The following is a 23,315-nucleotide window of genomic DNA, read 5'->3' as shown; positions in this document are numbered from 1 at the left end:
GTGATGAAGGTGAGAGCGCAGGATTCAATAGTTAATCAAAGCCAAGAACAAGGAAATACATATGAGAATAACGCGATAAAAGTTTCTGAAGACTATTTTACAGGTGATTTCAACTTAGATTTAGAAGTTATAAAAAAAGAAGCTCTTGATAACTCGGACGTTTATTGTCGAGAGTTTAACATTGGCGGGACTAGCATCCGGGCAGTTCTTGTTTTTGTAGAAGGGCTGTCAGATAAAGATCTTATTGATACGCACATTATGAAATCACTAATGTGTAATTTTTTTGATGAGTATAAAGATGAATCATCCTATAAGGAAGAAAGAGTTTCAAAAGAGTTTATTAAAAACCGAGTTCTTCCTATTAGTGGAGTAGAAGAGGTGCAATCTGTCCAAAAAATGATGTCAAAAGTGCTAATTGGTTCCACAGCATTATTAATTGATGGATTATCAGATGTATTCATACTTAATACAAAAAAAGGAAAAACACGTAATGTTGAAGAGCCAGTATCAGAAGGATCGGTCAGAGGTCCACGGGTAGGTTTCACAGAAGTTTTGTCGGACAATACTGCTTTGTTGCGGTTACATGGTGAAAATGAAGGATTATCTTTAATGAAATTTCATGTAGGAGAACGAGTTAAAAAAGAGTTGGTTGTTACCTTTATGAAGGAGATTGCTGATCCAGAATTAGTAGAAGAAGTTAAGAAGAGAATTGAGAAAATTAATATTGATAATGTGCCAGAATCAGGTTATATAGAACAACTTATTGAAGATAATTATCTTAGTCCTTTCCCGCAAGTACAGAGTACGGAACGTCCTGATAAAGTTATCGCTGCATTAATGGAAGGAAGGGTTGCAATTTTATTGGATGGAACCCCTTTTGTATTAATTGTTCCGGTTACATTTAGTATGATGATGCAATCGCCTGAAGATTATTATGAACGTTGGATACCAGGTACGCTGATTCGCTTATTGCGCTTTGGAACAGCTATTATTTCTCTATTTGCTCCCGCTCTGTACATTTCATTTATTTCATTCCATCCTGGATTGATTCCAACTAAGTTAGCCATTTCAATTATAGGAGGACGAGAAGGCGTCCCGTTTCCTGCAATTATAGAAGGATTATTTATGGAAATTGCAATTGAAATTTTACGAGAAGCAGGGCTACGACTACCTAAGCCTATTGGTTCAGCGATGGGAATTGTAGGAGGATTAATCATTGGGCAATCAGCTGTATCAGCTGGAATTGTGAGTCCAATCATGGTAATTGTTGTGGCGGCCACAGCTATTTCTTCTTTTGCACTTTCTCATTATAGTACAGCAATTCCATTACGTATTCTTCGCTTTGTAGCTATGTTTTTCGCTGCGATATTTGGGTTATATGGAGTTATTTTATTTTTCCTCTTTATATGCAGTCATATTGCAAGGCTTAAAAGTTTTGGTGTACCTTATGCTAGCCCGGCTGTCTTATATCAATTTACTGATTGGAAGGATTTTATGGTTCGTATGCCAATTCAGATGATGAAGCGACGTCCAAAAATGTTGAATTTAAAAGACTATGTACGGAAAGGTAGTGAAGAGGAATGATTACGAACTCAAAGGACAAAATTCCCACTTCACAAGCAGTTGTTATTCTTATCAATTATATACTTGCTATCGGAATTCTCACCTTGCCTAGAACTGCGGCTGAGAAAGTGAATACACCGGATGTTTGGATAACGGTTATTTTAGGAGGATTAATTGCGATAGTTGCAGGAATAATTATCGTGAAATTGAGTCAACAATTTCCTGAAAAAACATTTTATCAATATAGCCAGGAGCTTGTAGGGAAATGGCTTGGGGTGGTAATTAGTTTATTGATTATCGGTTACTTTTTAACACTTTCGTCATTTGAGCTTAGATCGTTGGAAGGTATAACAAGTTTTTTTTTACTAGAAGGTACGCCTGACTGGGCTATTATTATGCCGTTCATGTGGATATGTCTGTATTTAAATTTAGGCGGAATAAATGCGATAGCACGTTTATTTGAAATTATTTTTCCAATTACAGTTTTTATTTTCTTAGTTACATCTTTTATGAGTATTGGAATATTTGAACTCGATAATCTTCGTCCTGTATTAGGATTAGGGATTGTTCCGGCATTAAAAGGTCTAAAAACAACAACTATGGCATATTCGGGAGCAGAAATTATGTTGTTACTTTTAGCATTTATGAAGAAACCGTCTCAAGGTGTAAAAGTTGTTATAATTGGCACTTCGATTCCTTTACTTTTTTATGTTATTACAGTTGTAATGGTTATAGGAGCGTTTTCTATCGATGGTGTATTGGTGAGAACATGGCCTACAATTGACCTTATGAGAAGTTTTGAAATTCAGGGCTTAATTTTTGAACGGTTTGAATCTTTGTTACTAGTGATATGGATTATGCAAATCTTTGCAACATATACAATTTGCTATTATGCAGCTGCTTTAGGGTTAGCGCAGCTCTTTAATAAAAATATTCATTCCTTTTTGTATGGATTACTTCCAGTAATATATATCGTTGCTGAAATTCCAAAAAACATAAATGAGTTATTTGAATTTGGAAATTTGATTAGTAACGCAGCAATAATTTTATTTGGAATTCTTCCGTTTCTTCTTCTTATGATTTCGAAGGGGAGGAAAAAAAGGCATGAACCAAAATGTTAAAGGTAGAAAAATTATTATAAGCATAGCATCAATAGTTTTTCTCTTATTACTTACAGGATGCTGGAGTAGTCATGAAATTGAGGAGTTAGGTTTCGCCGTAGGTTTAGCAATAGATAAAGAAAAGGAAACAAAGATTGAGAAAGAAATTGAAGAAAAGGGCGGCGGATATAAAAAGAGGAATTTAATAACAACCACCTATCAATTTGTTAAAGCACAATCATCATCAGACGGAGGCAAAGGTGGAGTATCACAACAAAAAGCTTATATGAATGTTGCAGAAACAGGAGATTCTCTTCATCAATCAATACGTGAAGTTGCATTAAGAAGGCAAAGGCCTATCATTTTTCATCACACGAAAGTAATAGTTGTTAGTGAAAGTATCGCCCGAACATATAATTTAACGCAGTTATTGGACATCTACGTTCGTGATAATGAGATGAGACCGAGTTGCTTTATTATGGTTAGTAAAGGGCTAGCTAGTGATACGTTAAAATCAAAAGAATCAGGGGAAATTCCAGCATTTCGCTTAATTGAAATCGAGGATAATCAATATAGATCCTCACGAATTTTACCACCGATGCCACTTGCAAAACTACCAGGAAAGGTGAAATCTGGAGCGAGTTTTCTTTTGCCAAATGTGATTTCTATAGACGGAGAAGTGAAATATGTAGGTGCTGCTGTTATGAAAGGGAGCACAAAAAAACTTCGTGGCTTTTTGAGCGAGAATGAATTAGAAGGCTTAATGTGGATAACTGCAAAAGGGAAAAGTGGTTTGGTGAAAAGTTATGATGAAAAGACGAAAAAATTAGTGATGTATGAAGTGAAATCTATAAAAAGTAAAATTACGCCCCATGTCAAAGGGGATAAAATATCTTTCGATGTCAATGTACAGTCTGTGGGACGGTTATCCGAAAACTGGTCTGAGTCAGAGGAAGCTTTTAAAAATAAATTTCTCAAAAGGGTGGAGCAATCTGCTCAGCAAGAAGTGAAGCGATTAGTGAAGCATACATTACAAAAAATTCAAAAGGAATATAAAACTGATGTTGCTGGCTTTAATACTAGTTTGAAAATCGAGTATCCAAAAGTATGGAAGAAAGTTGAAAAGGATTGGGATAAAGTGTTTAGTAAGACACCAATTAAATATAATGTAAAGTTAACAATTGAAGATTATGGTACGGAAGGTGCATAACGAAGAAACAACAAAAAATACATAAAAGCTCTAAATCATGGACTTGTATTAATGTTCACGATTTAGAGCTTTTATGTTATGTAGGTTTAATTGTATTGAATTAATTAATAAATTAATAAATTAATAAATTAATAACATATTATTTTAATGTTCTTTATTTTATAATTATTTTTAGGGGATATTAAGGGGGATTCAAAATGGCTATGATATTTATTGAAAAAGCTACAATTCTAGATGCTAAAAAGTTAACAGAAATAATGAAAAGGACATTCGATGAAGAAGCAAAACAATGGCTATGTGGCCAAGAGGGTGTAATAGATTATAACATTCAACCACCAGGATATTCTTCAGTTGAGATGACTATGTATTCGATCGAAGAATTGGATTATTTTAAAGTGATAATGGACGAAGAAATTGTCGGTGGAATTATAGTTACGATTTCTGGTAAGTCTTACGGTCGAATTGATCGTATATTTGTAGAACCTAAACATCAAGGAATAGGAATTGGAGCACAGGTTATTGATTTTATAGAAGAAGAGTTTCCAAGCGTAAGGATTTGGGATCTTGAGACGTCTAGTAGACAAATTAATAATCACCATTTTTATAAAAAAATGGGCTTTGAAACAATTTTTGAAACGGAAGATGAATATTGCTATGTGAAAAGAATAAAGGCAGCTTCAAGTGAAGAGAACTTAGTTAAAAATAAAGATATGAAAAGTGGGCAATACGAAAACTGTAATTTGGCAAATACAGAGTATTATCAAGTGAATTTAAAAGATAGTTCATTTGTTAATAGCAATGTAATGAATATTAATATGAGTAATTGTAATTTAAGTCAATCAAAGTTTAAAAATATAAATTTAAGGAACTCCTCATATGCGGATTTAAATCTCTCGGGAAGTAAATTTAATTTGGTGACATTAGGTGGAGTTCAATTCAAGAATACAAATCTTGGAGCGGAAAAGGAACCTATTTTATTTGAAAGATGTGATTTGGAAGAATGTACAATAAGTAATAGTAATCTTAAAAACGTTGAGATAGAAAATTGTAATATAACTGGTATGAAAATAAACGGTATTCCAGTAGAAGAACTGCTTGAGTTGTATAATCGGGTGAAAAGTTAAACAAAAAATCACTTAGCATCTTCTAAGTAATTTTTTTATTTTGAACGAGAGAATAGAAGAATATAAGAGATGATGTTCAAAAAATAAATTTTATATCGAAATAATTATATAAAAATAACACAAAGAAATAAGAGTAGGCAGGATTTTAATATTGGATATTAGAAATGATATTTGAATGGAGGGAGAAAGATGGAGATTAACGTTAGAGCAGTAGAAATACAAGATGCTAGAGCAATTCATCGTATATGCATTCAAGATGATGTTTTACCATATATGGTTTTCCTACCTAGTATGCGTGTAGATGCAATGGAGAATAGAATTCGAAATTTAGCACAGAATCAATTTGAATTTGTAGCAGAGTATGATGGAGAAGTTGTTGGATTTGTCGGTTTAACCCAAAGTCCAGGACGAAGATCTCACTCGGGTGATTTATTCATCGGAGTAGATAGTGAATATCATAATAAAGGAATTGGAAAAGCACTTCTTACAAAAATGCTTGATTTAGCTGATAATTGGCTCATGTTAGAACGAGTGGAACTTGGTGTATTAGAAACGAATCCTAGAGCCAAAGTATTATATGAAAAATTTGGATTTATCGAAGAGGGTATAAAGGTTGGGAATTTGAAGGCTCATGGGAATTTTATTAACGAAATCATGATGAGTCGTTTTAGGCCAAATGGTTTGATTGTACATAATAAATAGAGGTGTAAATTGAACGGAAATGTCGATTTGTTTTGAAAAAAGTATGGCAAAAGGACGCCATGCTTTTTTAGTTTATTAAAAGTAAAAAGCAATTTTTATTAAACGGATATTTTAACAGATGAAGCATTAGGAATCATCTTGATCCGGAAAGCATATGACTTAATAGAATCTATTTCTATGTGTAAGGGGAATGAACAAAACTTATTAAAGGTGTAGATCAATCTGCGCCAGGAAACAAAAGTATGAGATAGGGAAATGTATGTGTGGAAATTTCAAAAACCTTGAAAAAATCATCGTATAAGTATATTTAAATTATATTTATTTTTATACATAGCAAAATAGTGCATTCAAGGAATAAGGAGTGATTGTAATGTCAAAAGAACAACCTATTCCTGGCCATTTTATTATGGACCCACAACGGGCGATGCTGTTGCCACCGGAATTGAAAGCGGCTCCATCTGAATCATTAACAGAACAATTATTTATTGAGCGATCTATAACTGAAAATAGATTTTGGTTACGTATAATGAAAGAGCATGCTTTATTTCTTGGTGAGGGATTTAATCGTAACGATAAAAATTTGATTCAGCAAGTTGAGCAATTTTATAATCTGTTTGATAGGCAGCTGCAAAAAGCATTTACTATTCCACAAACTGTTCAAGCAGTTCGGCAATTAAATGAAGAGAGTATTCAACTCGTATATGCTTTTCGTAATTATAAAAGAAATTTACTTATTTTAATTATTAATTGTAAGGTGAAAGGGTTTAATTTCCCACTTTTAGTGGATCATGTTGCACGAGAAGCAGAATATTTTATGCGAACACTCCAAAAGTTTAACGAGGGGAAAATGGATCCTATTCAAGATGCAATTATTAGTGAGAATGTTTTTTGGTTACGTATTATGATGGAACATTCCCGTTTTATTGGATCATTACTGGATCAATCGGAGAGAAATCTTGTCCATACAGCACTGAAATTTGGTGATGATTTTGAAGTTCTTCTAAATCAAGCTAGAGATGTTGAATCCATGTTATATCAAAAAGAACCGACATATCCGATTATAGGAAAAATGAATAAGGATAGTGAAAATGCCACTGTTGAGTTAAGGAATTTCAAAAAAGCAGGGTTAGAGTTAATTCAAACGTGCCAAATTCGAAGTGTCATAAATCCATTGCTTGCTGATCATGTTACAAGAGAAGCAGAGCATTTTCTCTTTATGATTCATGTGTTAGAGCAAAGGTTACAGCAAAAGCAGATGGAACAATCCCCTCAATAATAACTAAACAAGAAAAGCATGGCAAACTAATGTCATGCTTTTCTTGTTTATAAATTGTGATTCAATTGTTTCGGTTGTAATAAAAATAATGCTAATCCAATGAAAATAAGTAGAATTCCTAGTCCTTGCTGTAAAGAAATTGTTTCCTCTAAAATGAAATAGGCTAAAATACAAGTTCCAATTGTTTCTCCTAAAATACTCATCGAGATAACCGTAGCGCTCATCCATTTTAATAACCAATTGAAAATTGTTTGCCCTAAAATCGTTGCAATGAATGCTAGACCTATAAAGGACCACCATGTTTGTGCAGAGTAATTGAAGAAAGGTGACTGCTGCGTGTAAGCAAATATACCGAGAAAGAGTGAACTGCTGCCATAACTAATTACCGAGTATGGTATTAGGGATAGGTCTTTACGAACGTGTTGACTAATGAAAAAGTAAGCTGTTATGACGCCAGCAGCAATAAAAGCTAAAATATCGCCGTATAAAGCCTCGCCACTAATTTGAAAATCTTGCCACCCAATCACGATACTTCCTGAAATTGCAATAAGGCAGCCTATAATTGCACCTTTCGTAAACCGTTCCTTAAATAAAAAATAACCACCGACCATTGAAAATAAAGGTTGCAATGTTACGATAACTGTAGAACTTGCTACAGAAGTATACTGTAATGATTCAAACCATAGGACATAATGAGCTGCTAGAAATAATCCAGATAAGAGTCCAAATCCCCATTGCTTTTTTGATAATGAGCGAAGTTCGCTTCGATTGTTTTTATTAAATATTAGAAACGGTAAAAGAATTACCGTAGCAAACAATAATCGATAAAAAGCAGTGATTGCTGCAGGGGCATCTGCTATTTTTACGAAGATTGCTGAAGTTGATAAGGCGAACACGCCGAAAAATAAGATGAAATATGAAAGAATAGGTGATTTCAAAGTTTGTCCCTCCGTTTGGTTGTTTATTATAATAAACTGTATATAATATAATGTACAAAAGTTAGTATATAAGCTTAAGCTGAAATAAGGAAGGGTTAATTGCCACTGTTTAGTATGTCAGCACAAAAGGGACGAAAGATGTATTATGATGGACGAAAGGAAATTTTAAAAATGATTCATTATCGACTAGGTCAAACTGTTTTAAGTTATCGTAAGAAAAATAATATGACAATTCGTGAATTTGCTGATTATGCAGGAATCAGTACTTCACTTATTAGTCAAATTGAAAGAGGACATGCCAATCCTTCTTTAAATGTATTGGAATTAATAGCGAAAGCATTAAATGTACCGCTATTTACTCTTTTTATTAATGATATTGATACAGACTCACTTATTTCTAAGAAGAAAGATCGGAAAAAAGTATATCGAGAAAATAATGATCATATTGTTTATGATGTATTAACACCAGATTTTATGAAAGCTCGTATTGAAATGCTAATGATGGATTTAAATGGACACGCAAATACAACAGAAAGTCATTATTCTCACGAAGATAAAGAAGAAATTGCGGTTGTAATGAAGGGAGAAGTGTATGTGGAATTAGAAGGGCATGAATATTTTTTAGAAGAAGGTGATGTTGTGCGTATTCCACCGAACGTGAAGCATAGATTTTTGAATAAGAGTGATGAGATGAATCATATCTTATTTGTGTTAACACCTTCCTTAAGCTAAGGTAGAAATGTTTCAAGAGTTTTTACCTGGCTTTTTGGCAAATTTGTAGATGCTAAAAAGCCATTTTTATTAGGATTTAGAGGGGATAATAGAGATGGAAAATATAAATGTATTAAAAGAGGGGCTTTCAATTATATCTCAATGTAAAAAAGAAACAAATGATATTTGGCATGCGCATTTTGGAGCAGCTGCAATTGCTAGTTATTTTTTTACAAAAGATAATAGCATCGATGAAGAAACAACATGTAACATTTATTCTCAAACGAAAATGATGCTTCATAAGCAAAGGCTAGGTATAGCGATTGATAATGAGCAAGGTGTGGATTATCAAAGTGCTGAAGAAACGATAATCAAATATTCGGAACAAACGATTGATGAACTCCATTGGGTTGGTCATAATGTAATTTACTCTTCATTAAGTTTATTAGCCATTAAGGAGTTAGGCCATTGGGGGTGTGAGCAAGATATTAATAATATAGCAAACCTTATATTATCGTTTCAAAAAACAATTCCCGGTAGGTCTTGGATTGGTTTTACAACTAAAGAAGTAAAGCAATTAAGCATATGTAATGATGAGGTTCAAAGTGAAATTAAAAACCCAAAGCAATTATCTAAATTTATTTTAAATGAGTTATCCAAATTTCATGTTATATATAAGGCGGAATCACATCACGATTTAATTGGTCATATGCTTACCTTCTCACATGCGATTAATATATTATATGACTTAGGGCATATAGAATTATTTCAACGAGGAATAAAACCACTATTAAAGCTAGTTTATGTACTTAGAAAAAGTCGTAATTTAATGCCGAATGCCCAAATAATATTGAATTCTCCTGTAGATCGTTTACCTCTCACAAAAGCAAAACAAGTTGATACACTTCCGCTAGATAATGCATTCTGGCTTAAAGACTACAGCGAATTTAATTGGGATTTTGGGCACATATTTAAATTTTCATATAGTTATTTTGATCACTTAACAAGGGTTCCAGAATATAAAGATAAAACATTTGAGAAATTTTGTTGTATTATTAATGAGTAAAAGTATCTAACTTTAAATAGTAAATGGCACACATTCATAAACTAACATATTTATAAAAATACGAAAGTTTTTTGTAATAACTTATTATATTTTACGTGAGAGGATGTAGAATATGTTTGTTCCTGTTACTAGAATGCGTCTAAAAGGAAAAAGGATGTTACCGTTCTTATATATATACAACGAGAGCTGGACTACAGGCAAATAAAGCGAATGGCTTAATACACTCTTCATTTGCAAAAGAAGGATGGCATACGTTTTGGATGTTACCGGTTTGGGAGAATAAGGAATGTATGAAAAAGTATCGTAGTAATGGAAGCCATTTAAAAGCCATGAAAATAGCAAAAAAGATAGCGAATGAATTAGAATTTACAAATTGGGAAAGTGATACGATTCCAAAGTGGGATGATTGTAAGGACGTGTTACATAATAAATATGGTAGAAAATTATAATGATCTATAATAATAGGCTTAGTTTAAGTCTCTTTTTTTGTTAGTAGTATATTATTTTTTCAAATATGTAAGATTTTACATTCGTATGAGACTTTTACTTATTATGTAAGTAGGCTATACTAAAATACATATATTTTGAAATTGGAGCGAATAAAGACGACATGGAATTAGTGAAGTTAGAAAAAGTAATTGAATTGAAAAAAGAAGAATTATTGAATCTAGTCTCAAATTATGGACTTCAACATGAAAAAGTAATAGCACTCAGCCAAGAAATTGACAAATTAATAAACTGGTTTATGTTTTTAAAATAGAAAGAACTATGACGTGAGTTGAATATGTTATAGTTCTTTTTTATTTGGTAATTTAGAAATATATTCGATATACTGTTAATAAATAGAATATTCAGTTTTAAAGGAGGGGGATAAATGATACTACATACGCATATTTCAGGTGAAGGGGAACCGATTGTGCTTTTACATTCTGGTGGTATGACAGGTTTAGTAGAGTTTGAAGAACAGGTAGAATTTTTTACAGAAAAACAATATAAAGTAATTCGTCCTGATTTGAGGGGACATGGAGAATCAGGAGGTACATTAGATAATTATTTTCTTTGCTCTGCTGATGATTTGAATGATACACTAGAACATTTGCAAATTAATAGTTGTCATATAGCGGGTGTTTCACTAGGGGGGATAGCCGCTTTATTATTTGCAAAAAAATATCCAGATAAAGTGAGGACATTAACTTTTTCAGGTATCTTTCCTATTGAGCGAGATAATTGGGAAGAGTATCAGGAGTATGAAGTAAAGTGTCATCAACAGTTGATGGAAAATGAAGAAGTTGTAACTTATATGAATCAAATTCATGTAAAAAGTGATTGGAAAGGGTTGCTGAAATCTTGGCAAGTTAAGGATAGGTACCCATTTCATGAAACGGGTGATGTAGCTAAACTTCAAGTACCTACACTGTGTATTGTTGGGGGAGATTCGGAAGATGAAGTTACAGCGGCTACAACGTTTAAACAATTAAACAACAATATACATATTGCTGTTATTCCGTTTGCAGGTCATTTAGTGCATAATGATCAGCCTAAAATATATTCATATATATTGTCTAATTTCTTACAGAATGCGCAAGCTGCTAGTCGACTATGATGATTTTTGGTTATAATAATAAAGGAATTATTAATTGTATCGGTTAGGAGCGCAGCAAATATGAAAACAGTCGTTGTCATCGGTGGAGGTATTACTGGACTTTCTACTATGTTTTACTTAGAAAAATTAAAGAAGGATTATAATATAGATTTAAATTTAATCCTTATTGAGAAAGAAGAGTATTTAGGTGGTAAAATCCACAGTGTGGAAGAAAATGATTTTATTATGGAATCTGGAGCAGATTCTATCGTAGTTCGTAATGAACATGTTTTGCCGCTTGTAAAAGATTTAAATTTAGAAAATGAAATGGTATATAACGAAACAGGTATTTCTTACATATACTCTGATAACATATTACATCCAATTCCTTCCGACACTATATTTGGGATTCCTATGAGTGTTGAATCATTATTTAGCAGTACGCTAGTCTCAAAAAAAGGGAAAATCGTTGCTTTAAAAGATTTTATTACGAAAAATAAAGAGTTTACAAAGGATACATCACTTGCTGTATTTTTAGAAAGCTTTTTAGGGAAAGAGTTAGTGGAAAGACAAATTGCGCCTGTACTTTCAGGTGTATATTCTGGTAAATTGAATGTGCTTACTATGGCATCTACATTACCGTATTTACTGGATTATAAAAATAAATACGGAAGTATTATTAAAGGTTTTGAAGAGAATAAAAAACAATTTCAATCAGCAGGGAATAAAAAATTTGTATCATTTAAAAGCGGACTATCTACGATTATTAATCGCTTAGAAGAAGTGCTGACTGAGACTGTCATTAAAAAAGGTATTGTAACGACAGCTGTAAGTAAAAAAGTTGATCGATATGATATTTCTTTTGCAAATCATGAGACGATACAAGCTGATTATGTCGTTTTAGCAGCTCCGCATGATATCGCACAAACTTTATTACAGTCTAATGAGTTAAACGAGCATTTTAATACATTTAAAAATTCATCACTTATAAGTATTTACTTAGGTTTTGACATACTAGATGAACAACTACCGGCTGACGGCACAGGTTTTATCGTAACAGAAAACAGTGATTTACATTGTGATGCTTGCACATGGACAAGCAGGAAGTGGAAACATACATCTGGTAAACAAAAGCTATTAGTAAGAATGTTTTATAAGAGCACTAATCCAGTATATGAAACGATCAAAAGTTATAGTGAAGAGGAATTAGTACGAGTAGCTTTATATGATATTGAAAAGAGTCTTGGAATTAAAGGTGAACCAGAAGTAATTGAAGTTACAAATTGGAAAGATTTAATGCCGAAATATCATTTGGAACATAATCAAGCTGTTCAATCATTACAAGAAAAATTGGCCGTTCTGCATCCTAATGTATACTTAGCTGGAGCTTCATATTACGGTGTAGGAATTGGAGCTTGTATTGGAAACGGAAAGAATACTGCCAATGAAATAATTGCGACATTGAATGAACAGTCAAAATAATAATATTGAATACATATGTAAATAAAATGTCCCTCCAACATAATGGAGGGACATTTTATTTGTAATTATTTCACACTAATTGAAATCTTTTTATGATTGGCTTTATTCTCTTTAATAGTTAATGTTATTTTTCCAGATTCTTCAAAGGAGTATGGTGAGAGTTGATAAAGTTCTTTTATATTATGTTCTTCTTGTAATTTATTTGTAGGTATTCTTGTTATATTAGGCTTCCATGTTTCCTGTTTGCCTGAAGGGTAGTCTACTATTATTTCTGGATTATTTAATTGTATTGTTTCCCAAGAGACAAAATACAGTTGAACTTCTGCATCTTTTTTTAGTAATTCTTTTGAGAAATAACCAAACTCACCAACATTACCGAAAACAGTAAAATTTTGATTTTGTAATTTAATATCTAAATATCTAGGTTGATATGTTGCTGCGTGATAAATTCCGTATGAAAGAGAGAGTGTGGCAGCGATTAATATACCAACTGAAAATGTCTTAAAGCTATTTCCTTTAAAACTAGTCATCATGAATGAATTTGGTGTAAATTTTTTTGCGAATAAAAAAATGAGTAAAATGAGCAAGAGGGATAAGCCAATGAAAATATACATAAAGTTTACACACCTCCAAAAGAAAAGGAATTTTCCATTTTCTATATTTTAACATGAATGTATGAAGCAGGGGTGTTTTTTAGAGGGGATATTAAAAGTACACCGAAATTATATAGAATGAAATGTCGAGTGGAGTGATGTAGATGATGAATAAACAATCTATTTTCATAGTGAAGAGTAGAAAGGAATAACTGGAGGGATTGAGAGTGTTACGTACCTTTGAGGCGAAACAAAGATTAATTGACGATTGGACGTTAGTTGCATATAAATAGAAAATGAGGAAAAGCGTCGCTAGAAATGTTTGATTTGTGGGACATTGAGGACTTTCCTAATTATAAATACTTTTTCTGCTATAATAAATTAGTAGAGAGAAAGGAGTGATCCTATGGTTATGGCATTTCCTATATTAGAAACGGAACGCTTGCGCTTAGTTGAAATAGAACAATCTTATTGTCAAAAAATATATGAAATATTCTCGTTGGATGAGGTAACGTGTTATTACGGTATGAATTCTTTTACTGAGTTTGGACAAGCTTCACGTATGATTGAATCTTTTTCGAAAAATTACTTTGAGAAAAAGGCAATGCGTTGGGGGATTGTATTAAAAGACACAAATACTTTAGTAGGAACAATTGGATTAAATAATTTACAACTTTGGAGTAAACGCTCAGAGATTGGGTATGATTTGCATCCTCGTTATTGGGGGAATGGTTATGCTTCTGAAGCTGCTCGAGAAATTATTACTTATGGATTTCGAGATTTAGGTTTATTTAGAATTGGAGCTATTACATATCCTGAAAATATAACTTCGTGTAATATGTTATCTAAATTAGGTTTTCAACAAGAAGGGCTGTTACGTGGATACATTCATCAAGGAAATAAACAACATGATGCATTAATGTATTCTATTGTACGAACAGATGTAGAGGATATTCATTATTAATAAAAAGCCCCTCTTATTTAAAATAAGAGGGGCTTGTAAAAATTAACCTATTTTAGGTAATAAACGTTCTCCGCTTTTCATACTACTTTTACATAAAGGGCATTTAGGCTCTTCTTCAAATGAAAAGTTCTTTCTCATCCATCCTAAACAATCCTCTGATTCACATTCCCAAACAGGGGTTTGTTCTGGTGGTACTTCTGCTACATCGTTCTTTCGATTGCGATACATGTAACCACTCCTTTTATGTAAAAATTTTTAGTTATATATTAAAAAGGTTGTTAACCGAGCTGGTAACAACCTTTTTATTGTTTGAATTATAGCTTTACAACGTTTTTAGCTTGAGGTCCACGGTTACCGTCTTCAACTTCGAAGCTAACTTCTTGACCTTCGTCAAGAGACTTGAAGCCGTCGCCAGTGATAGCTGAGAAGTGAACGAATACATCGCTACCGTCTGCAACTTCGATGAAACCGAAACCTTTTTCGCTGTTAAACCATTTTACTTTACCTGTTAATGTCATGGTAATGCCTCCTAAAATTTAAAAAGATTACAATATGATCGGCCTTATTTGATTGAAATAAAAGTTCACATATTATCAAAAATCCATAAGGAGTACAAAATGTTCCTGATTGATACTTGATAATATGCAAAGAAAATATATTGTTAAATTGACCTTAATTACTATCTTACAACAAATGGTGGGAAATAGCAAGTGCTGGTAATACCAGTAAGTAATGTGTGGAGAAAAGGGTAAAAGGCACAAAGTCACCTCTTTTATTTATATATTATTCCTAATTTGTATTTATGCTAAACTGAGAACATTTTTATTAAAAAGTATGTATAAGAGAAACGATATATATATTTAAGAATATTGAAGGTTTTTATGAATAGGGGGAGATGAAATTGCAAAATAAACAATTTAAAATAATTGAAGCAGCAAAAGAAGGAAGAAAAAAAATTCATCCTATTTTCACTGTTATACTTGCAATTGTATTTTTAACTTTAGGTGAATTGTTTATGTTATTTATGCTGTTTTTACCGAAAGCAGAAACAATCTTTATGAAGGCAATTTATAGCAATATTGAGATGATATTAACGTTTGGCGGGGCTATATTTTTTGTTTTTTTATGGATTAGATTTGTAGAGAAAAGATCATTTTCATCAATTGGTTTTTGGGGAAATCAGTGGATAAGAAAATATTTGAGAGGTGCATTAATAGGGTTTGTTTTCATTTCAATACCAGTAATTTCACTCTTATTAACAGGCAATGTAAAACTACAAATACAAGAAATTACGGTAACTGCGATATTCGGTATTGTAGGATCTTTAGTTGCATTTTTAATACAAGGGGCAACTGAAGAAATTATTGTACGAGGTTGGTTATTCCCAATTCTTTCTGTTAGAAGCCGTATATGGATTGGGATTACCGTGACGTCGTTTTTATTTGGTTTTCTTCATTTACTTAATCCAGGTATTACAATTCTTTCGATATCGAATATAATATTAGTTGGTGTATTTGCAGCTTTTTATGTATTAAAAGACAGTAGTCTTTGGGGGATATGCGCGTGGCATTCTATTTGGAATTGGGCGCAATATAACATCTATGGTTTTGCAGTTAGTGGTATGACGATATATTCAACGCCACTATTTAAACCTGTAACAAATGGATCAGAAGTGCTTCATGGAGGCTCATTTGGTATTGAAGGTAGTATCATTACAACAATAATGCTTTCAATTGCTTCAATCGTTTTATGGAAACAGTTGTGGGGGCGAAAGTCGAAACAACGAGATATTAGCTAATGAAAGAGGGAGAAAATATGGGGATTATAGCGTTTGAGGGAGCGAGCGCAGTTGGTAAGAGTACAACATGTCGAGAATTAGAAAGAAATTACGGTGCATTTATTATTCCAGAAGTTAACGTTTTATTTGAAAGACCTAGAAATGAACATAGAACATGGTATTTTGAAAAACAAGTAGAGCGCTGGAATATGGCAGTGCAGAAATCACAGCAATATGAAATAGTAATACTTGATGGTGATATTTATCAGCCACTGAGTTATAATTGGTGTTTTCATTTTGATATATTTAATCAACCATTATCTTTAATAGAAAATTTTTATAAAGAAAAGTTAATAAATAGGGAAATTGGTTTTCCGGATCAATATTTTTATTTGTACACGAATGATGAAGAACTTAGAAAACGGAAAAAATTTGATGAGACGAAAAGCAGAAGAAACTTTGAAAAACATTTACATATATCAAAACCATTTCAACGTTATTATGAAAATCTCAATACCGTCACAGACGGGTACTGTAAATCGATTGAAGCGAAAAGTGTAAAGTCGAATGAATTAGAAATTGTGACGAGTTTAAACAACTTAAACGTGTGTGAAGATAGACGTTTTGATCTTTCTAGGTTAGATGCTATTACGGAGTGGTTAAAAGAAAATCGTGCATAAAGTAAAAACAACGAGTGGTGTAGAAGGTGCTCGTTGTTTTTTTTGTTTCTTTATAAATATAAAGGGGAATTTTGTAGAATATTTTTAATATTTAACAGAATAATCTTTCAATTTCGCAAAAAAAGAAATACAATATAAGGAAATATATATAAATAATATGATAGGGGATGGGATGATATATTTTGAATGAAGAAACGGTTTTATATAAGAAATAATCAGGTAGTAAGAACTGAGATATTTTGGAGGGAACAAGCGAGATGAAAACACTTTTTAAAATAATAGGGATTATAGCTGGTATGGCAGTAATCGGCGTAGGTGTAACATATGGTATGCTGTATTATCTGAATAATAGTAAACCAGCTGCGAAAAAGGCATCACCAGCCGCTCCGGCAGTAGAAGTGCTAGCTGATAGTAATGTAAAAGCCGAAGATGCAAAGTTGTTAGAAAATGGAAATCATTCATTGCCGAATAGTGGTTTTAATAAAAATTTCAAATGGACAGATGAGAACATACAGACAGCATTACATGAAATGGCACATCAAAAAACGAAAGCTGATCAAAAATGGGGTTATATTTTTATTACACAAGAACGTATTGAAAGTTTACTTGAAATTATAAATAGTAATGATGTTGCACAAAAAAGTACATATGTGGATATTTTAGAACGATGGAAACAAGGAAAATATGAAAAGGTTGATGTGGACCACAACAAGATTTGGAAATTGCAAAGTGGGAATTTAGGAGAAGGGAAAGGAGTAATGTCAGAAAAGGAGCAAAAAGAATTAATTAATCAAGTTTTTATACAAAAAGGTACATATTCAGGTAGTAAATTAATTGCAGGTGAGGTACAAGCTAATAAATAAAATACATATTGATTTTGAAATACCTTTACTGTTATGAACACAAATGTTTTAACAAAAATGAGTAATTGCTTTTTAGAGCAGTTACTCATTTTTGTTATTACTCGCTTACTTTTCTGTTCTCTCTAATAATGTAAGAAACGATTGTAAAACTGGGGATATCCATCTAGATTTATGATAGATTACGTGGCTTTGAATGACTGCTGGAGTTTCGATGGGCTGAAAACAGAGTTGCTCTTTTTGAAAACTTTCTTGTACAACGATGTAAGGGAGAATAGAAATTCCTAACTCACACATAACGGATTGTTTAATGACTTCAACATTGGAAGTCTCAAATGTTTTATTAGGATTTCTTCCGCTTTGACGTAAAAAACGATCTACCATTGGTCTATAGCCGCAGCTTTGTTCTGTAAATATAAATTGAGTATCTTGTAATAAAAGGAGTGGATCAATGTTTGAAGGGAAATGAGCAGGGAAAATCCATCCAAATGTTTCATTACATAAATTGCACGTAATAAAATCATTATGCTCTATACTTTCTCCAATTATGAAGATAACATCGGTTTCTCCTTCATGTAGTTTTTTCAATGCTTGCTCATTGGTATTTGTCTCAAGTACGATATTTACTTTCGGATTTTCCTGTTTGTAAGTACGTAATAATTGTGGTAACCGATACACTGCCAATGATTCATTAGATGTAATAGTCAATGTTCCTTCTAAATGGTCACTGTTTTGAGGGATTTCTTGCGCTTTATCATAAATAGTAAGTAATTCTAATGCATACGGATGAAATTGATGACCTGCTTTTGTAAGAAGTATTTTTTTTCCTAATCGATCGAATAGAGGAATGTTTAAATCGTTCTCTAATGCTTTAATATGGGCTGTCACAGTAGATTGCGCATAACCTAATGCATGAGCAGCTTTAGAAAAGCTGCCATATTTAACAATGGCACAAAATGTTTTAACATGTCTCATTTCCATAAATGATACCTCTTTTATTATCATGATTTGTGAATGATTATATCATGTATTTCAATTTTTCAAATCATTAAATTTCTTTTAAAATTAAGTTGTGGAGAAATTCATTCAAGTGAAATTGGAGGAGAAAAAATGAGTGAAAAGAGCTATCATGTAGCTGTAGTTGGGGCTACAGGCGCAGTAGGGCAAAAAATCATTGCATTGTTAGAGAGAGTAACGAAATTTAATATAGAAGAAATTACATTACTCTCGTCAAAACGATCTGCTGGTAAGATAGTACAATTTAAAGGAAGAGAGATTAAAATACAAGAGGCAAAATCAACTAGTTTTGAAGGTGTAGACATTGCATTTTTTAGTGCTGGAGGAGAAGTTTCTAGACAATATGTAAATCATGCAGTTTCTAGCGGTGCGATTGTCATTGACAACACAAGTGAATACCGAATGGCACACGATGTACCACTCGTTGTTCCAGAAGTAAATGCACATACTTTAAGGGAACATAAAGGGATCATTGCAGTTCCAAATTGTTCAGCACTACAGATGGTAACAGCTCTTCAGCCAATTCGAAAATCATTTGGTTTAGAACGAATTATTGTTTCAACGTATCAAGCTGTATCAGGGTCAGGAATTCATGCGATTCATGAATTAAAAGAACAAGCTAAGTCAATGCTTACAGGTGAAGAAGTGAAGAGTACTATATTACCCGCAAAAAAAGATAAAAAACATTATCCAATTGCATTTAATGTATTACCGCAAGTAGATATATTTACAGACAATGATTTCACATTCGAAGAAGTAAAGATGATTCAAGAGACGAAGAAAATTTTAGAAGATCCAAATCTGAAAATGGCAGCTACTTGCGTCAGAGTTCCAGTTGTATCAGGGCATTCCGAATCGGTTTATATTGAACTTGAAAAAGAAGCGACCGTTGCAGAAATTAAAGAAGTACTACTGAATGCACCAGGTGTTATTTTACAAGATAATCCGAATGAACAAATTTATCCAATGCCATTATATGCAGAGGGTAAAAGAGATACATTTGTTGGGAGAATACGTAAAGACCCGGATACGCCAAAAGGGTTCCATCTTTGGATCGTTTCCGATAATTTATTAAAAGGTGCAGCTTGGAACTCAGTTCAAATCGCAGAGACATTGGTGGAAAAGGGGATTATTTAGTATAAATTTATATAAACATTGAAAATAGGAGAATATATGGGAAACCGTTAATTATAATGGTTTCCCATTTTTTACTTAATGAATATTCTCCTATCTTCAATTTGAATTTAATTTAAGTTAGTTTTTATAGTGTTTTTATAAATATCAATTTTATTTGCAGAGAATTTTAAAGATCTAGGCTCTCCATTAATTGTGAGATAAATATTAATTGAGATTGGCATCTCAACCTTTTTTACTACATCTTCTATAGCAATATACTCATTTTCTTTTTCGTTATAAAAAACAACGGAACTAATTAATACCGCGTTATTTTCAATATCAATACTACACATCATAGGGAATTTCTCATCATTATGTATTATTAATTCGCCCAGTACTATTGAACCGTTTAATTCTTCTGTGAAATTTATAGTTTCAACTGGTTTTACCCACGTTTCATCGCACTCTTCGTATTCCTCTTCATCTATTGCCCATTCCCATATTGGGTTTTGTTTCAAGTCTTCAATAGTTAATTCGTCAACTGGTTTGCTTTTAATCATAAATGCTTCCTCTCTTATCATGATAAATGGATGATTAAAAAATTATTCTTTAACTGTTCAATGCGACTATTTGCAATCCTATAAATACAAGTTTGCTCGTTTCAACAAATAGTTGATCGCCAATAAGAAGTTTCAATATAGAGTTTTATCCATTTGGAATTATTTAATCTAGTTTTAAAATATTATACGCACATTAACAACATTTCGAATGTATGTTCTTGAAGTGATTTTAACAAGGTTTTGAGTAGACATCAAATAATATTTAGTTTAGCCAAGTGAAAAGAAAAAAGGACTGTAATAAAAGGAATTAAATGGTGAAATCAAGGGTGTGGAAATAGACAGGAGGGATTGCCATTGCAACAAGCTATGTTACCAATTGTTCTAATCCTTTTTCTAGTCGCTTCGATGTATATAACTTATCAAAAAAGAAAAAAAGCGGGGATAAAAGGATTAAAAAGTGCATTAACTTCTATTTGTTGCTTTTTAATTGCAATTTTAAATTTGTTTGCATATTGGCTTCATTTTGGCGGTATTTTTACTTGGCTAGTCTCAATCGTATTGTTGCTAGTGGGGGCGTATTTTACAAAATATATTCCAATCTCAAAAAAGGTACACTAAAATTATATGAGTTTATATGTAATGTTTTATTTCAATATGCTATAGATGCCTTTAAATCAATGCTTTTGAGCATTTCGATATGTGTTTGCAAACACATATCGAAATATACTCTTCGCGAATGTTTTCACTGCATCTTCTTGCATATTGGGTAAGACATAAGAATATACCCTTAAAGTTAAAGAGATATCAAATGCCAATGACAGAATTCATGAAGTTTGTAAAGTGCGAGAACGAAGGTGTTTTTGACATCAAGCAGATGTACAGCGCGGAAAAAGCTTTCAAGAAAATGTAGAACCACCGAAATCTACATTTTGCTTACATGGGTATGCGAGTAAATGTAGCTGGTAAGTGGGGTACAATCGTTGGAAATTGGAAAACTAATTTGTTCGATGGGGAAATAGAAGCGTACAACTGCCACCCTTATTGGGAAATCGCTTACTTCGATGAAGAAGGCAATGTGGTTCATAGCTGTCAAAAGGGAGAGTATGCGATATAAGTAAAAAAGGACGAGCAGTCGTACCTACTGTCCTTTATAGGAGAAAAATTATTCTGGACTAGAACTACGAATAACCAGAAAACGCGCTTTTAACCAGTGTTGTCAAAGATGTAATAATCTATGCAACAAAAAAGCTTAGTCGGAATTCAAAACACCAAAATGGCTTGCATTGGTAAACAGGCTCAAAAGTAGTATATGCAAAATGAAAAATTCCATACAAAAAGCAGACAACAATTTTGGTTGTCTGCCAGTGAGTCGAATGAGTTAGCTAATTGTGATAAATTGCTTTCCCATTACAAGAAGAGTGAAGCTGCTAGTTCAAACAGCTTGTATGTAGTCTTTTCGATATTTTAAAAAATATACAGAGAAAGCAGATAAGTGACGTAGCTACCTGCTTCTGCTGTAACAAAAGAAAGAAGTATTAGCCGTGGATACGGCGGCTTGAGAATAGTATGTATTGGTTTTGAAAAAATATTCAAGGAGTGAAGGGAAATGGGATGGGGACAAATTTGAGGGCTATTCACTCGAACAGCTTCGTACCCGTCACAGTCGGTATCCTATTGTGACGGGTATCTGACTTATATTATTGAGGGAACGGGACGGAAGGATGCCACGGTATTGTTGCAGGAATCCAGACGGACCTGCGCGCTTACCCCAGCATTCGTGAGTTGCGTCACGGCATTCAAGATAGCAGATCTTCTGCCAGATTTGACGGCTACGTTATAGTTCACGACTAGGGGGCGAACTGGGTCCTGATGGGGAAAGCGATTGAGAATTGCTTGATGATAGGTTGTTCTTAACGTGACGTTCGCTGTCAGCGTGATACCTTCTATAGTAATGCCAGTCAGCGTTGTCCCGTTAAATGAGGTGAGTTTGACTGTAAGCATGTAACGGTTTTGCATATTTATTTTTCCTTTATTATTAGATTTAATTTATTTTATGCTTGTCTAACAATTTAGTGTAGACACTTGCATCATAATAAATTGAAAGATATATAAGATTATATTTTGATAAGGAGTGGGGATTAAAAGAAGGCAGTTGAACAAAAACGTTATTTGAATAAAAGCTAGTGGACTAGTTTTTAACACTCACTGAAATTAATACTCATAATATACTTTGTAATAACTTATATGGAAGTGAGTTGAATACTAATGTTTTATTCATATTTTGATACCCGAGATAGAATGCGTCCGTATGGTACGGCGGGTATTACGTATAGTGGAGCACAAAGTACAATTCAAGCTGTTCAACAAGCGTTACAAGCACAGCAGCAAATGCAACAAATACAGCAAGGCATACAACCGTACTATTCATCTATGGAGTATTATTATCCAATGCATCATATTACACCTTACGGAATTTCTGTTTCAACAATTCCATATGGAACTGTATACAATTTATAAAAATATGCGGGGGGAATATACGACTATAGAACTAGAAAATGATGACATAAATCTAAATGTTATTGTTTAAATTCATATTTTATAATTTCCATTTATCCCGCTATTTGTGGGCAGTAAAATTCCCACCTCAAAATTCGACTGGAGCAAAGAAGTTAGGTGGGAGATTAACTGCCCGTAAACGCCCGATTGGTGCGGGCTAATAATCAGTGGGGGATGAACAAAACCCCCACTGATTAAAGTTTCACTTTATAAAAATGAGCCTATAGTAAAAATAACCTAAAAATAGGCATATGAACAAGGTGCATCCTCTAGTGATAGGTCATATTTTGTTGGTGTACGTATTGAACTTAGTTTATCCCGCTATTTGTGGGCAGTAAAACTCCCACCTCAAAATTCGACTGAAGCAAAGAAGTTAGGTGGGAGTCGGGCTACCTGTAAACGCCCGATTGGTGCGGGCTAATAATCAGTGGGGGATGA

26 protein-coding genes are annotated in these 23,315 nt (G+C 33.0%); 20 read left to right on the top strand and 6 right to left on the bottom strand.

Annotated elements, in window-relative coordinates:
- Positions 1-3: 3 nt before the first annotated feature.
- The 6 genes from QCI75_RS15145 to QCI75_RS15120 all read left to right on the top strand — a co-directional run bounded on the left by QCI75_RS15145 (position 4) and on the right by QCI75_RS15120 (position 6,975).
- Positions 4-1,584, top strand: coding sequence for a spore germination protein (locus tag QCI75_RS15145; protein WP_353761546.1), 1,581 nt, complete (start codon positions 4-6; stop codon positions 1,582-1,584).
- A complete protein-coding gene (locus QCI75_RS15140; RefSeq protein WP_144505569.1) occupies positions 1,581-2,684 on the top strand; it encodes a spore germination protein in 1,104 nt (367 codons plus the stop codon). Before QCI75_RS15145 ends, QCI75_RS15140 begins: the two co-directional genes overlap by 4 nt.
- Positions 2,668-3,873 (top strand): Ger(x)C family spore germination protein, encoded by a 1,206-nt coding sequence (locus QCI75_RS15135; RefSeq protein WP_353760780.1) that lies wholly within the window; start codon positions 2,668-2,670, stop codon positions 3,871-3,873. Before QCI75_RS15140 ends, QCI75_RS15135 begins: the two co-directional genes overlap by 17 nt.
- 197 nt (positions 3,874-4,070) lie before the next feature.
- Positions 4,071-4,997, top strand: a complete 927-nt coding sequence (locus QCI75_RS15130; RefSeq protein WP_353760779.1) for a GNAT family N-acetyltransferase — start codon at positions 4,071-4,073, stop codon at positions 4,995-4,997.
- A gap of 189 nt (positions 4,998-5,186) precedes the next feature.
- Positions 5,187-5,699 (top strand): GNAT family N-acetyltransferase, encoded by a 513-nt coding sequence (locus QCI75_RS15125; protein ID WP_144505566.1) that lies wholly within the window; start codon positions 5,187-5,189, stop codon positions 5,697-5,699.
- 370 nt (positions 5,700-6,069) lie between these two features.
- The gene (locus QCI75_RS15120) at positions 6,070-6,975 is read left to right on the top strand and encodes a DUF2935 domain-containing protein (RefSeq protein ID WP_144505565.1); all 906 of its coding nucleotides are present in this window, start codon (positions 6,070-6,072) and stop codon (positions 6,973-6,975) included.
- A 47-nt stretch (positions 6,976-7,022) separates the two neighbouring features.
- Here the strand turns inward: QCI75_RS15120 and QCI75_RS15115 are convergent, their stop codons facing one another.
- The gene (locus tag QCI75_RS15115) at positions 7,023-7,913 is read right to left on the bottom strand and encodes a DMT family transporter (RefSeq protein WP_353760778.1); all 891 of its coding nucleotides are present in this window, start codon (positions 7,911-7,913) and stop codon (positions 7,023-7,025) included.
- A 114-nt stretch (positions 7,914-8,027) separates the two neighbouring features.
- Here QCI75_RS15115 and QCI75_RS15110 point away from each other — a divergent pair, with 114 nt between their 5' ends.
- The 6 genes from QCI75_RS15110 to QCI75_RS15085 all read left to right on the top strand — a co-directional run bounded on the left by QCI75_RS15110 (position 8,028) and on the right by QCI75_RS15085 (position 12,754).
- A complete protein-coding gene (locus tag QCI75_RS15110) occupies positions 8,028-8,645 on the top strand; it encodes a helix-turn-helix domain-containing protein (RefSeq protein WP_186320858.1) in 618 nt (205 codons plus the stop codon).
- A 94-nt stretch (positions 8,646-8,739) separates the two neighbouring features.
- Positions 8,740-9,690: a hypothetical protein gene (locus QCI75_RS15105; RefSeq protein WP_353760777.1), complete on the top strand. Its 951-nt coding sequence runs from the start codon at positions 8,740-8,742 to the stop codon at positions 9,688-9,690.
- Between the two features lie 290 nt (positions 9,691-9,980).
- The gene (locus tag QCI75_RS30565; RefSeq protein WP_235676331.1) at positions 9,981-10,139 is read left to right on the top strand and encodes a hypothetical protein; all 159 of its coding nucleotides are present in this window, start codon (positions 9,981-9,983) and stop codon (positions 10,137-10,139) included.
- Between the two features lie 161 nt (positions 10,140-10,300).
- Positions 10,301-10,450 carry an aspartyl-phosphate phosphatase Spo0E family protein gene (locus QCI75_RS15095; RefSeq protein ID WP_098767787.1) on the top strand — a complete coding sequence of 50 codons (150 nt, stop codon included), beginning with the start codon at positions 10,301-10,303 and terminating at the stop codon, positions 10,448-10,450.
- 114 nt (positions 10,451-10,564) lie between these two features.
- Entirely contained in the window at positions 10,565-11,293 is a 729-nt protein-coding gene (locus tag QCI75_RS15090; RefSeq protein WP_353760776.1) for an alpha/beta fold hydrolase, read from the top strand.
- A gap of 60 nt (positions 11,294-11,353) precedes the next feature.
- Positions 11,354-12,754, top strand: a complete 1,401-nt coding sequence (locus QCI75_RS15085; protein ID WP_353760775.1) for a protoporphyrinogen oxidase — start codon at positions 11,354-11,356, stop codon at positions 12,752-12,754.
- A gap of 65 nt (positions 12,755-12,819) precedes the next feature.
- Here QCI75_RS15085 and QCI75_RS15080 read toward each other — a convergent pair whose 3' ends face one another.
- The gene (locus QCI75_RS15080) at positions 12,820-13,368 is read right to left on the bottom strand and encodes a hypothetical protein (RefSeq protein ID WP_353760774.1); all 549 of its coding nucleotides are present in this window, start codon (positions 13,366-13,368) and stop codon (positions 12,820-12,822) included.
- 391 nt (positions 13,369-13,759) lie between these two features.
- Here QCI75_RS15080 and QCI75_RS15075 point away from each other — a divergent pair, with 391 nt between their 5' ends.
- Positions 13,760-14,311 (top strand): GNAT family N-acetyltransferase, encoded by a 552-nt coding sequence (locus QCI75_RS15075; protein WP_033710605.1) that lies wholly within the window; start codon positions 13,760-13,762, stop codon positions 14,309-14,311.
- 42 nt (positions 14,312-14,353) lie between these two features.
- Here the strand turns inward: QCI75_RS15075 and QCI75_RS15070 are convergent, their stop codons facing one another.
- A complete protein-coding gene (locus tag QCI75_RS15070) occupies positions 14,354-14,539 on the bottom strand; it encodes a cold-shock protein (protein ID WP_000286202.1) in 186 nt (61 codons plus the stop codon).
- A gap of 86 nt (positions 14,540-14,625) precedes the next feature.
- A complete protein-coding gene (cspD, locus tag QCI75_RS15065) occupies positions 14,626-14,829 on the bottom strand; it encodes a cold-shock protein CspD (protein WP_002012849.1) in 204 nt (67 codons plus the stop codon).
- 383 nt (positions 14,830-15,212) lie between these two features.
- On the opposite strand from cspD, the gene QCI75_RS15060 reads away from it, so the two are divergent.
- The 3 genes from QCI75_RS15060 to QCI75_RS15050 all read left to right on the top strand — a co-directional run bounded on the left by QCI75_RS15060 (position 15,213) and on the right by QCI75_RS15050 (position 17,631).
- The gene (locus tag QCI75_RS15060) at positions 15,213-16,109 is read left to right on the top strand and encodes a CPBP family intramembrane glutamic endopeptidase (protein WP_353760773.1); all 897 of its coding nucleotides are present in this window, start codon (positions 15,213-15,215) and stop codon (positions 16,107-16,109) included.
- Positions 16,109-16,768: a DEAD/DEAH box helicase family protein gene (locus tag QCI75_RS15055; RefSeq protein ID WP_144505557.1), complete on the top strand. Its 660-nt coding sequence runs from the start codon at positions 16,109-16,111 to the stop codon at positions 16,766-16,768. Before QCI75_RS15060 ends, QCI75_RS15055 begins: the two co-directional genes overlap by 1 nt.
- A gap of 257 nt (positions 16,769-17,025) precedes the next feature.
- Positions 17,026-17,631, top strand: a complete 606-nt coding sequence (locus QCI75_RS15050; RefSeq protein WP_002085644.1) for a PRK06770 family protein — start codon at positions 17,026-17,028, stop codon at positions 17,629-17,631.
- Between the two features lie 105 nt (positions 17,632-17,736).
- Here QCI75_RS15050 and QCI75_RS15045 read toward each other — a convergent pair whose 3' ends face one another.
- Positions 17,737-18,609 carry a LysR family transcriptional regulator gene (locus tag QCI75_RS15045; protein WP_353760772.1) on the bottom strand — a complete coding sequence of 291 codons (873 nt, stop codon included), beginning with the start codon at positions 18,607-18,609 and terminating at the stop codon, positions 17,737-17,739.
- Positions 18,610-18,738: 129 nt separating this feature from the next.
- On the opposite strand from QCI75_RS15045, the gene QCI75_RS15040 reads away from it, so the two are divergent.
- Positions 18,739-19,782 (top strand): aspartate-semialdehyde dehydrogenase, encoded by a 1,044-nt coding sequence (locus QCI75_RS15040; protein WP_144505555.1) that lies wholly within the window; start codon positions 18,739-18,741, stop codon positions 19,780-19,782.
- A 107-nt stretch (positions 19,783-19,889) separates the two neighbouring features.
- Here QCI75_RS15040 and QCI75_RS15035 read toward each other — a convergent pair whose 3' ends face one another.
- Positions 19,890-20,321 carry a hypothetical protein gene (locus QCI75_RS15035; RefSeq protein ID WP_144505554.1) on the bottom strand — a complete coding sequence of 144 codons (432 nt, stop codon included), beginning with the start codon at positions 20,319-20,321 and terminating at the stop codon, positions 19,890-19,892.
- Between the two features lie 366 nt (positions 20,322-20,687).
- Here QCI75_RS15035 and QCI75_RS15030 point away from each other — a divergent pair, with 366 nt between their 5' ends.
- The 3 genes from QCI75_RS15030 (at position 20,688) to QCI75_RS15020 (ending at position 22,838) form a co-directional block, all read left to right on the top strand.
- Complete coding sequence (locus QCI75_RS15030) at positions 20,688-20,939, top strand: hypothetical protein (protein WP_098779249.1); 252 nt, start codon at positions 20,688-20,690, stop codon at positions 20,937-20,939.
- 319 nt (positions 20,940-21,258) lie between these two features.
- Positions 21,259-21,435 carry a hypothetical protein gene (locus QCI75_RS15025; RefSeq protein ID WP_353760771.1) on the top strand — a complete coding sequence of 59 codons (177 nt, stop codon included), beginning with the start codon at positions 21,259-21,261 and terminating at the stop codon, positions 21,433-21,435.
- A gap of 1,151 nt (positions 21,436-22,586) precedes the next feature.
- Entirely contained in the window at positions 22,587-22,838 is a 252-nt protein-coding gene (locus QCI75_RS15020) for a DUF3947 family protein (RefSeq protein ID WP_002136277.1), read from the top strand.
- The last annotated feature ends 477 nt before the right edge of the window (positions 22,839-23,315 follow it).

The organism is Bacillus cereus group sp. RP43 (assembly GCF_040459645.1).
Lineage (GTDB): Bacteria > Bacillota > Bacilli > Bacillales > Bacillaceae_G > Bacillus_A > Bacillus_A mycoides_C.
The sequence above is the reverse complement of the archived record's forward strand: the minus strand, read 5'-3'. Positions and strand labels throughout refer to the sequence as shown.

Bases quoted from the DNA above. Each gene is read 5' to 3' on its own strand.
- QCI75_RS15110 (WP_186320858.1), top strand. From the start codon at position 8,028: ATGTCAGCACAAAAGGGACGAAAGATGTATTATGATGGACGAAAGGAA.
- QCI75_RS15025 (WP_353760771.1), top strand. From the start codon at position 21,259: ATGGGTATGCGAGTAAATGTAGCTGGTAAGTGGGGTACAATCGTTGGA.
- QCI75_RS15075 (WP_033710605.1), top strand. From the start codon at position 13,760: ATGGCATTTCCTATATTAGAAACGGAACGCTTGCGCTTAGTTGAAATA.
- QCI75_RS15085 (WP_353760775.1), top strand. From the start codon at position 11,354: ATGAAAACAGTCGTTGTCATCGGTGGAGGTATTACTGGACTTTCTACT.
- QCI75_RS15135 (WP_353760780.1), top strand. From the start codon at position 2,668: ATGAACCAAAATGTTAAAGGTAGAAAAATTATTATAAGCATAGCATCA.
- QCI75_RS15035 (WP_144505554.1), bottom strand. From the start codon at position 20,321: ATGATTAAAAGCAAACCAGTTGACGAATTAACTATTGAAGACTTGAAA.
- QCI75_RS15105 (WP_353760777.1), top strand. From the start codon at position 8,740: ATGGAAAATATAAATGTATTAAAAGAGGGGCTTTCAATTATATCTCAA.
- QCI75_RS15045 (WP_353760772.1), bottom strand. From the start codon at position 18,609: ATGGAAATGAGACATGTTAAAACATTTTGTGCCATTGTTAAATATGGC.
- QCI75_RS15140 (WP_144505569.1), top strand. From the start codon at position 1,581: ATGATTACGAACTCAAAGGACAAAATTCCCACTTCACAAGCAGTTGTT.
- QCI75_RS15080 (WP_353760774.1), bottom strand. From the start codon at position 13,368: ATGTATATTTTCATTGGCTTATCCCTCTTGCTCATTTTACTCATTTTT.
- QCI75_RS15120 (WP_144505565.1), top strand. From the start codon at position 6,070: ATGTCAAAAGAACAACCTATTCCTGGCCATTTTATTATGGACCCACAA.
- cspD (WP_002012849.1), bottom strand. From the start codon at position 14,829: ATGACATTAACAGGTAAAGTAAAATGGTTTAACAGCGAAAAAGGTTTC.
- QCI75_RS15090 (WP_353760776.1), top strand. From the start codon at position 10,565: ATGATACTACATACGCATATTTCAGGTGAAGGGGAACCGATTGTGCTT.
- QCI75_RS30565 (WP_235676331.1), top strand. From the start codon at position 9,981: ATGAAAAAGTATCGTAGTAATGGAAGCCATTTAAAAGCCATGAAAATA.
- QCI75_RS15145 (WP_353761546.1), top strand. From the start codon at position 4: ATGAAGGTGAGAGCGCAGGATTCAATAGTTAATCAAAGCCAAGAACAA.
- QCI75_RS15040 (WP_144505555.1), top strand. From the start codon at position 18,739: ATGAGTGAAAAGAGCTATCATGTAGCTGTAGTTGGGGCTACAGGCGCA.
- QCI75_RS15070 (WP_000286202.1), bottom strand. From the start codon at position 14,539: ATGTATCGCAATCGAAAGAACGATGTAGCAGAAGTACCACCAGAACAA.
- QCI75_RS15020 (WP_002136277.1), top strand. From the start codon at position 22,587: ATGTTTTATTCATATTTTGATACCCGAGATAGAATGCGTCCGTATGGT.
- QCI75_RS15055 (WP_144505557.1), top strand. From the start codon at position 16,109: ATGAAAGAGGGAGAAAATATGGGGATTATAGCGTTTGAGGGAGCGAGC.
- QCI75_RS15125 (WP_144505566.1), top strand. From the start codon at position 5,187: ATGGAGATTAACGTTAGAGCAGTAGAAATACAAGATGCTAGAGCAATT.
- QCI75_RS15130 (WP_353760779.1), top strand. From the start codon at position 4,071: ATGGCTATGATATTTATTGAAAAAGCTACAATTCTAGATGCTAAAAAG.
- QCI75_RS15050 (WP_002085644.1), top strand. From the start codon at position 17,026: ATGAAAACACTTTTTAAAATAATAGGGATTATAGCTGGTATGGCAGTA.
- QCI75_RS15030 (WP_098779249.1), top strand. From the start codon at position 20,688: ATGTTACCAATTGTTCTAATCCTTTTTCTAGTCGCTTCGATGTATATA.
- QCI75_RS15095 (WP_098767787.1), top strand. From the start codon at position 10,301: ATGGAATTAGTGAAGTTAGAAAAAGTAATTGAATTGAAAAAAGAAGAA.